Annotated in this window: 2 protein-coding genes and 1 pseudogene; all 3 read left to right on the forward strand. The window is 43.7% G+C overall.

Annotation, left to right across the window (positions count from 1 at the left end):
• Nucleotides 1-51: 51 nt before the first annotated feature.
• Nucleotides 52-3,552, forward strand: coding sequence for an STY4851/ECs_5259 family protein (locus L1D22_RS19845; protein WP_239830961.1), 3,501 nt, complete (start codon nucleotides 52-54; stop codon nucleotides 3,550-3,552).
• 9 nt (nucleotides 3,553-3,561) lie between these two features.
• Nucleotides 3,562-9,825: a DEAD/DEAH box helicase gene (locus L1D22_RS19850; protein ID WP_239830962.1), complete on the forward strand. Its 6,264-nt coding sequence runs from the start codon at nucleotides 3,562-3,564 to the stop codon at nucleotides 9,823-9,825.
• A gap of 276 nt (nucleotides 9,826-10,101) precedes the next feature.
• A pseudogene (locus tag L1D22_RS19855) lies at nucleotides 10,102-10,442 on the forward strand (ISL3 family transposase); the annotation flags it as partial.

The following is a 10,442-nucleotide window of genomic DNA, read 5'->3' on the forward strand; positions in this document are numbered from 1 at the left end:
GATTATAGGTAGCGTACCTTTAGCATGAACTTTGTTTCTATAGGTAGCACTATGACAGCACCCGACCACGCCCGTTTTTCATCAAGCCATTCATCAAGCCCTTCATCAAATAAAGGCACGCTCTCTTTAAAAAGAGCGCCATCGATTGGCCGTTGGCTCACTGATTTTAAATCCCAGAGAATCAACAGTTTAGCCAAGTTAAACTCAAGTGATGGTTTGTACCAATACCACATGACAGGGCAAGAGTATTTATCGCTTAAGGCGCTGCTAAAAAGCAGCACTCACTTTGCGGTTAAAAATACATTTTCGAACGAGTGGTGTGGTGCGTTTGTGCTGTATGGTGCGGAGTGGTTCCGCCGTGAATATACCCGTGATTGGAGCTGGCAGCCAATTTTTGAAAGCTTGGGTTTTGAGCTTACACCTGCACAGGTGAGTAACGTGGTTACTAAGGGCGTGACGGTTTATTGGAAAAAACCATTGGCTCGCTTTAGTGAAAACCATAATGACTATGTCGGCTCTGTATTCCGCCAAGGTGGCTTACCGTCAAACCTACTCTCTTTAGAGATTCATTCCCACCAATCTAACCATTATCAACAAGCTTTTTTTGCTATTTTTGAGCGCTTTCATGAAGCAAGGGCTTTTGGTCAACGCGCCGTCGATAGCTTGATTCGTTCAAGAATCACCAGTTTCCCTGAAACATTGCAAACCGACACGACCGTCACACTCATCGCCAACATGGCGGACAAGCTGGATGCGTTGGTGTATCAGTTTGAATTAGACAGCCAAGCAAACCCAGCGCACTATTTGGATGCGCAGTTTCCACGTTGGCGTGAGAGCTTTCCACTGCCATTGGAAGATGAAACCGGATCGGCATTTTTGAGCCAACTGCTATCAACGGCATCAAAAGAGGTGAGCAAAGTTGCTCGTGTTCGAAAACAGCTACAGTGCCACCACTTTGCGTCTTTTGCGAACCAAGCCATCTATTCACGAATTAGTTTACCTCATCAATGTCATTTCGATATCGCAAAAGAATCTGTGATATCAAGTCGTGTCGACCTTGCTGTGTACGAAGGGGACAACCAGATAGCATCGTTAGGAACAGGTTTTGCTCAGTTTTCTGATGTAAGCGCTAGTGAACCTGATGTTAACGAGCTAGGACACGGTATGAGTGTTCGCATCCGTAACCCTATAGTTGAGATTCGTCGTAACAACCCAAGCAGTGAACTGTACATTGTTGCCATGCAAGCGGGTTGCCGATTAGGTGAAATTCGTTTATCAGATAGCTCTGTTGATGTCGGGGAGTCACCGTTAACGTTAGTCGAGAGTGGGGAAAAGTGGGCGATACTGAGTCAATCGACGTTTACCACAAACAAGTCGAATCTAGCGGTGACCTTGCCTGAGGGAGCAACAATAACCTCAGTCTATGGTCAGTTAAAGCAATCTGAATTTACCTTTGGTTCTTTGCTAGTACACCAGTTTGAAGGCCAGTGTGAGGTAGTTTCTGGAGGCTCAGAGCGATATGTTCTTACGTCTAGCTCTAACGATTTTGATGCCGGAGACTACACCTTAAGAGGCGAACAGCTAAAATACAAAACGGTTCCTGCACTGGTATTTAAGGGGGTTCCATCGGTTGTCGAAAATAGAAAGCTTGAAAGCAGCCGCTCTAATAACAAAGAATTTAGCGATCTATGCGGTGAATCATCAGTCGAGGTATTTCTTAATAACGCCTCATTAAACGCTATGAGTTTAGGTGAGTGCTACGGTCGCCAATTATTGACCGCTAAAGATAACGCAGGGTTAGTACAGCTGAAAAAACGCATAGGTATTTTACCTAAAGATTTTGATATCGAAATTCAAAATGGCAATAAACCAAATGAAGGGTTTATCCGATTACATACCACATCACCTTGTACTTGTAAGTTACTGAGTGAAAGCATTGAGCTAGTATCAATGAGCAGTAAAAACGGCGCAAAAGAGCTTCATATAATGGCTGCGGGTAAACCACCAGCAAAAATTAAACTAGAAGTTCGAGCAAGCCTACTTTCTAAGCCCATTACCATTGAAGTGCCTTTCCCCGCAAGAGGGGCCGTTGCGTACAGTAAATCAGGTAGAACCTTAGCACCAAGATTAGCGGTTGATGAACTATTGGGCAGCCGACTGTTTTTGTTCTCAACACACGGAATACCAGCCACTTTTCAATTGGAAGCGGTGTTAAGTGCTAAAGGGCGCAGGATTGTAAATCGACAGCTCTCTCCTTATTTTCGGTGGAACTACAAAGTAACAAACCAACCGATTGAAGTGAGCTTATATAGCATCAAAAGTGCGATATTAGAGCTGCTCTCAATGACGGAATCATTAGACAGTGAAGTTGAACTTCGAGTGACTGGACCTGGGCGAACGTTGAGTTATGTCGTTAGCCACTTTTCGACTAATTTAGAGCATGATCGCAGTGAAAATACGGTTGGGATTCGCTCAACCGTTGTGACTGATGCTAGCCAAGTAAAACCAGTGCTGATGTCGCTCTCTAACCCTGAACAAAAGGTATTGCCTTTAGTCAGCCGAAATAGTGAAGGCGTAGAAACAGGAGAATTTGATTTACCTGATTTTCTTTTATCTGATCCAGACAAGCAGGGGCCTTGGTTAGTGATACCGAGTGAATCGGCTGATGATACGCGAAATGTTGCGTTCCGCGCTAAGTTTTTTGCAGGCAAACCAAACGTGCGAGAGGGTGAGGTCACCACTCTTCAAAAAGCTTCTCAGCTATTCCACCCACGCTTTGAGCCGAATGTGATTGGTGATGTGATCACACTGATGGCGAACGATTGGACGCACAGTGGTTGGGCTTATCTTGATGCCACGAACAAAAACTATGGCTACTTGCCGATGTCGACCTTTGAGGTATGGCGTCATTTAGTTCGCGATTATCGTGCCCTTGCTGTCGCACTGTTCCGTTTGGAGTTTAATCAGAAGTGGGTATCGCAACTAGAGTGCGAGTTACCGTTATTGTGGGAGCAGATTTCGATAGCAGATTGGCAGCATGCGATCTCACTGTCTAAATCGACACTGACTGCAGTTGGCATTGACGCTTCTATGGTTGAACAGTTGGTTAAGCAGCAAGTAGATAAGCTTGGCGATGTCGTTCCCATTTTAAATGATGCTTCAATTAAAGAGCTACTGCTCACGGGCAAAGTAAACAATATTCCTGCGCCAATCACTCAAATTATGTTGCAAGGGTGGTATCAAGATCTCTTGCATACCCACAGCGAAGACGATGAGTGGCCAACGGAGTTGGGTCAACAGCTTAGTATGTGGTGCCAAAACTTAAAACTGCTTCCTTTTGATTTTAAACCCAATACAGGGTTTCAATCAGGCGTGGTTTATTGGCCTATTTTTGCAGCAGCGATTGCTTGTGGAAAAGTGCCCAAAGAGCTTTTAGAGCATTTCTCTGTGGAAGCCGTGTTTCATCTTCGAAAGTTACGCGACTTTGACCGTGACTGGTTTGAGCCAGTATACCGTTTGTTTGTCACTATTTTTTGTAATCTCGCTAAATAAGGATCTGTTATGACGCGTTATTTTACTGATTTGGTAGAGCAGTCTATCTCACGAGCTAAAGAATCTACCCTCAGTGTTTTAGGTATTACCGATCCTATTTTACGTAATCATTTAAGTGAGGTTATGTCTTCAGAGTGCGGGCAAGAGAACGCGTTTCTTGCGCCACCATTGTTTGAACACACGTTCGGTTGGGAATATGCGACACCAAAAGTCAAAGACCTAGAAGGAAGCTTATTGTCAAAAGCGGTCATCAACGCTCTGGATGATAAATCCAATGATCGCTACCGTTTTGAGTCTGGTTTCAACCCTTTCAAGCACCAACTAAAAGCTTGGCAAACGTTGCTTGATGAAAAGCCACACTCCGCGATTGTGACATCAGGCACGGGCTCGGGTAAAACCGAGTGTTTTATGGTGCCAGTACTTGAAGATTTGTACCGAGAACAGCAACGAACGCAAGCTCCGTTAGTGGGGGTAAGAGCGCTGTTTCTTTATCCTTTAAATGCCCTGATTAACTCTCAACAAGAACGTTTAGATGCCTGGACGAAGCACTTCGGTAACAGCATTCGCTATTGTCTGTATAACGGCAATACAGAGAACAGCGAAAATAAGATGCGTAAAGCCCAAGGTGAAAGGCCCAATGAGGTACTATCGCGAGAGCTAATGCGTAAGGAACCGGCACCGATTCTCGTAACGAATGGAACGATGCTTGAGTACATGCTAGTGAGGCAAATTGATGCGCCAATCATTGAACGGTCAAGACAAGAAAAGTCGTTACGTTGGATAGTGCTTGATGAAGCGCACACCTACGTAGGTTCACAAGCTGCAGAGTTGTCACTTCAACTTCGCCGAGTATTACAAGCATTTGGTGTGGAAGCTAAAAACGTCCGATTTGTCGCCACGTCAGCAACGATTGCCGATGCTAACGCGAATGATCAGCTTCAAGAGTATTTATCAAAACTCGCGGATGTACCGAAAGAGCAGATTAAGGTGATTGGTGGTCGCCGTGTGATCCCAGAGCTTGATTTTGTTGAGTCGGAATCTATGTCTCTCACTGAAATAGAGGCTATCGAACCCGATGGAGAAGAGGCTAAAAAGCGTGATCCAGACGTTTCGGATGCACGTTATTCTGCACTTCAAAGCTGTACTTTCGCCCATGCGCTTCGTGATGTGATTGTGAAAAGCGAGACGCCTTTAACATTAATAGAAATCAATAAGAAAACGGCTCAGAAGTTGGGCAATCCCACAATTAGTCAGCACGAATTATTATGTTGGTTAGATTTGCTTACAGGGACAAAAAAAGACGCGAAGTCTGAAGCCTTCTTAAAGCTTCGAGCACACTTTTTTCAGCGTATGACCAATGGCTTGTGGTCTTGTGTTGATAGTAACTGTAGCTGCAAAACAGGTACGGAGCTGGAAAAAGGCTGGCCATTTGGTTATGTGTATTCAGTACAGAGACAAAAGTGTGATTGTGGTGCACCAATATTAGAACTGAGCTTTTGCCTAGAGTGTAATGAACCTCACCTGATGGGCTTGGATAAGAAAGGTAAATTACTTCAGTGGAATGGCAGTGCGGGGGATGAGTTCTCTCTTCAGCAAGACTTTTCTGAAGAAAATGATATTGAGATTCAGCAGCTTGATGATAGCGCGCGCTTCCCGGAAATGTTTGGCTCTAAGCAAGACGAAGAGGGCTTTTATAGCGCTATAAATATCAGCAAAGAAGGGGTTATCGGCTCGGTGGAGCCTGGCTATTCTCTGATGTTTGACGTTGCTAAACAGCAATCGTGTTGTGGTTGTAATTTTGAAGGCTACAACCAAGGTTCTCCATTTCGTCGAGCGATGTTAGGCGCCCCATTTTATATTGCCAACGTTGTTCCTACCTTGTTGGAGTTCTGCCCAGATATTTCTACCTCTGGTGCTGAGGGGCCACAGTCACTGCCGGCACGAGGTCGACGCCTAATCACGTTTACTGATAGTAGGCAGGGTACTGCACGTTTATCAGTTCGTATGCAGCAAGAGGCGGAGCGCTCTAAACTACGTGGCTCTGTGGTTGAGGTATTACGTGAAAAACAGCTCGATCAACCCGTAAGCAATGATCAACCCGCGGAAGGCGTTTCGGCAGAAGCTATGTTAGCGCAAGCTGCTAGTTTAAGAGCCATGGGTATGAACGACATGGCGGATCAACTGGAAGAAAAAGCCCAAGCCCTTAACAGTGGTGGAGCTGAGCTTAAACTCGTGGAAATTCCTTGGGATGAAATGGTAACCGAACTCGCCAAAATGAATGATTTTAATGGGGCGATGTTCCAATACAACCAGTATCTTTCTCCTGAAATATTTAAGACATTTGATGGCAGTACCAAACTTGCCGATATGCTGCTTTTTAGAGAGTTTTCTCGTCGACCTAAAAGACAAAATAACTCTGAAACTCAGGGTATGGTTAAAGTAAGTTATGACGGATTAGATAAAATAAAAAGTAGCCCTGCACATTGGGAAGACTACGGTTATACGCTTAAGGATTGGTTGGATTTTGTCAAAGTCTCTTTGGACTTTTTTGTTCGAGAGAACAATTACTTGCGTCTAGAGGAAGGCGGTTGGCTTAAGTGGGTGGGGAGCCGTTTTGCTTCGAAAGCGTTGCGCAATCCAGATTCAGATGAAGCCAATGAAGGCCGTGTGAAAAAATGGCCGCAGATCCGCAGTGCCAATCATAATCGTTTAGTGAAACTTCTTACCGCGACATCGACGATTGATGCAAACTCTACACAGGGCCGAGACATTATTAACGCTTGGCTCACCGCTGTATGGCGTGATTTAACGATTAATGCGCGTATTTTGTCGGCGGATAACAACCGATTTGCTCTGGATCGTAAAAAATTCACTTTCTCGTTCATCGATAAAGTGTTTGTTTGCCCCGTTACCAACAAGTTAATCGATACGACGTTCAAAGGTCTTTCTCCGTACTTGCCTCGTAAATTAGAAGACATTAGTAAGTACCAATGTATTGAGGTTGATTTCCCATGTGTGTGGGAAGTCGATGCCAAGCAATTTGATTTCCAAAAAGGTTTAAAACATATTCGTAGCACGGTAGCGGATGATCCAAAGGTCCAGTATTTACGTGAACACAATTTGTGGACGGATATTAATGACCGAGCAATAGAAGGCGGCCTGTATTATCGAACGGCTGAACACTCGGCGCAGCAAAGTGCTGATCGCCTTAATGAGTACGAAAAGTTATTTAAATTAGGGAAGATCAACGTTCTAAACTGTTCGACTACCATGGAGATGGGTGTTGATATTGGTGGTATTAGTGCGGTTGTGATGAATAACGTACCACCACATCCTGCAAACTATTTACAACGAGCAGGACGTGCAGGCCGAAGTAAGGAGTCACGGGCAATTTCTTACACTTTGTGTAAAGGAAACCCGCATGACCAACACGTTTTTCAGCAACCAGACTGGCCGTTTGTCACACAAATTCCAGCACCATACGTGGCGTTCAATTCTCAGCGATTGATACAGCGTCATGTTAATTCATTATTACTGTCTCTGTTTTTGAAAACTCAAATTGGTTCAACGACTAAAGAGACAACGTCTTTAAATTTGGAGTGGTTCTACTTACCTCAAGAGAGTTCTATCTGTGAGGCGCTGTTAACTTGGCTTGAGAGCGATGGTGCGTTGTTTGATAGTGAAGTATCAGCTTTAGTTCGAGGTACCGGGCTTGCCGGTACTCAACCTAGCATTTTACGATCTCATGCCGCTGAGGTTATCAAGAAGCTTAGAGAAACATGGTTTGCTGATTACAACTATATTGCTAGTGAGTTGAAGGGCATTGATAGTGATACTCCTTATGCTTATCGCCTGAATATTGAAAAAGTAAGGTTAGGGCAAGAGTATTTATTAAGAGAGCTCGCTTCAAAGGCGTTCCTACCGGGTTACGGATTCCCTACGGATGTGGTGAACTTTGATAATAATAATATTGAAGACTTCATTCGTGAAAAGCAAAGAAAAGAGAAAAAAGGCAATGAGCGAGAGGATAACGTTTCTCGATTTAGAGGCTTACCAAGTCGTAACCTAGCTGTTGCAATTCGTGAATATTCCCCAGGTTCAGAAATTGTATTGGATGGGCGTGTTTTCCGATCTGGTGGCGTGACACTGCATTGGCATAATGCCTCTGATTCAGGTGTCAATGAAGCGCAAAAATTTGATATGGCATGGCGTTGTGATGCTTGTGGTCAAACGGGTTATGAAGAGACGGTGTCAGCCTCTTCTTTAGAGATGAAGTGTACGAACTCTTTGTGTGGCGCACCGATAAAAGGTAAGCACATTAGGAAGGTTTTACAGCCAACAGGTTTTGCAACCGACTTCTATCATGGACCTTCAAATGACATTTCGATGCAAAAATATATCCCGGTTGAAGATGCATGGGTATCGACAGGTGACGCCACGCATATCGATCTACCTAATAGCGCGATGGGGTTTATGACCTCAAGCGCTGATGGCACCGTGTTTAACCATTCATCAGGAGAGCATGGTAAAGGGTATGCCCTTTGTATGACGTGTGGCCGAGCAGAATCGCTCACTAAAAATGGTGATTATCCGAGCATACTCAATCCTAGCGAACCTCATCGACCTCTAAAAGCGGTGAAGAAAGATAAGAAAGGAGATGGCAAGGTTAACTGCGATGGTTCTACGACGATAATTAAAGGCATTCATCTTGGATGTCATTCAAAAACGGACGTGTTCGAGCTAGTTTTAACGCACCCTGTAAGAAATGAGTACATTGACGATACCACTGAAGGACGAGTAGTAGCGACGACGTTAGCGATCTCTCTTCGCTCTGCATTGGCTAAACAGTTAGGGATTTCGACATCAGAAATTGGTTATGCTGTAAGACCTTCCATTATTGAAGGAAGTACCTCTGCGTTGGTTATACAGTTGTATGATTCGATAGCAGGTGGAGCTGGGTTTGCTAGCTCAGCCAATCAATATATCCAGTCAATACTAAATAAAATGGTTGATGGACTAAGTTGTGATCACTGTGAAAGCGGTTGTAGTGACTGTCTGCTAGAGTCTGATACCCGCTATGATATTGATAATATAGATACTCAGTTAGCCAGAGATTGGTTGGGAACTGATTTTGCGCTGCACAATGAAGTGCCAGAAGCGTTAAGATCCTTTGTCGGCGCTATTTATCAACCTACATCTGTGTCAGCCGCAATAAGAAATCAAATCAACCATGGTGCAGATGGTCTAACGGTATGGCTAAGTGAAGATGAATCGGAGTGGGATCTTACACATCCTATTTTTAAGCGTTCTATTATCACCTATCTAACTTCAGACGACATAAACGTGACGATAGTAATTCCGCACGAGGACATTACAGAGGAAACGAAGGAAGATCTTTGGACACTTCAAACGCTTGGTGCACGAATTGCCATTGGTAAACAAACTAAGCCTCAAATTGTTGCTCAACTGAGCAATGGCGAAAGTCTAGTGACTATCGCAAGTTCAGCGAGCGGAAACTCTGAGCCAGGTGAGCAATGGCACACTGCGAATGGCATTGCGGTTTTAACAAAGCAGGAGCCATTACAAACCAGTGAAGCGTTCAAGATAGTTCTCGAATCCTCTTCTATTGGTGACACATCGAATTTGACCGATACGATTGAAATTGTAAGCCAATTCAATGGCAAGCTGAGTTCATTTGGCTCTGCTTTTTGGAACGGAATCTTTGGCAGCAATTTAGAACTATTCAGCTTCCTTTCGGCTGAAAAGATTGTGGCGGTTAAATATAGCGACCGTTATATTCAAAGCCCTTCATCAATGTTGATGATTACTCAACTGTTAGGGTTTATTTGCCAAGGAACGAAAACAATCACATCACTAGTCATTGAGACGCTCTATCATGAAAAGCAAACAATGGGGAATTACCTGCATCATGACTGGCAAGATAAATATGAGTTTATTGAAGCTTACGAAGTGTGGGTTGAACATAAAGCATCGATAAAGCCTAAAGTTATCTGCCATGACAAGCGTTCTGATATCGCTCATAGACGATTACTAACGCTGGAGTTAGGGTCGGGTAAAGAGCTAGTATTTAAGCTTGATCAAGGTGTTGGCTATTGGCAGTTACGTGAAGAAAACTCGAAGTTCTCTACCGTTAAATATAATTTCCATTCTGATTTAGCTCCTCAGTTGGTAGCACTAGATTCTTTAGAAAAGACATTGATTGTTAAAAATAGTGAATCTTGGTCTACCGATGTAACGTATAAAATTAAATAGATTTTCACTAATGCGCACTCCATGATGGTGTGCGCTTTCTATTAGAACGATGATCACAAGCTTATAAACGTAAGTTTGTTTCTTTGTCAGTTTAAGATGGCCTCTCATAACGTATTGACGTTTACAGAGAGTCACTTCGTGTGTTTATCAACAAGTAACAATCCCCCCCCCCAAAAAAAAAGGTTCATCGCGGATTAGCGGGAACTAAAAACAAAAACGGTAGTAAGTGATATGGTTTAGTCGCCAAACAAAAATCATACACAAACTACCGTTTTCATGCCGAATCATACTTTCCTATCGTCATTCTGGGAAGGCTTTAAAATAGTAAAGTCTCACCAGACAGCATCACTTATTACACTAACTCTTAAACCGAACTCTGAGGCTAAATGCTTTTGCGGTCTTGAAGCCGAGGCTATCCATGAGTATCAATGGCGTCATGTGAAAGAGGCCATGTTGCTCGGTGTTCCTGTCGAACTTTCCGTTCAAACTCGAAGGATTAAGTGTCGTGACTGCGGCATAAAAACAGAGTCTCTATCTTGGTTGGAGCCTTATGCTCGTATAACGAAGCGCCTAAAAAGCTATATAGAACAACTACTGCCTCTTCTTCCCATTAAGCA

This window comes from Vibrio sp. Isolate34 (assembly GCF_022397915.1).
Classification (GTDB): domain Bacteria; phylum Pseudomonadota; class Gammaproteobacteria; order Enterobacterales; family Vibrionaceae; genus Vibrio.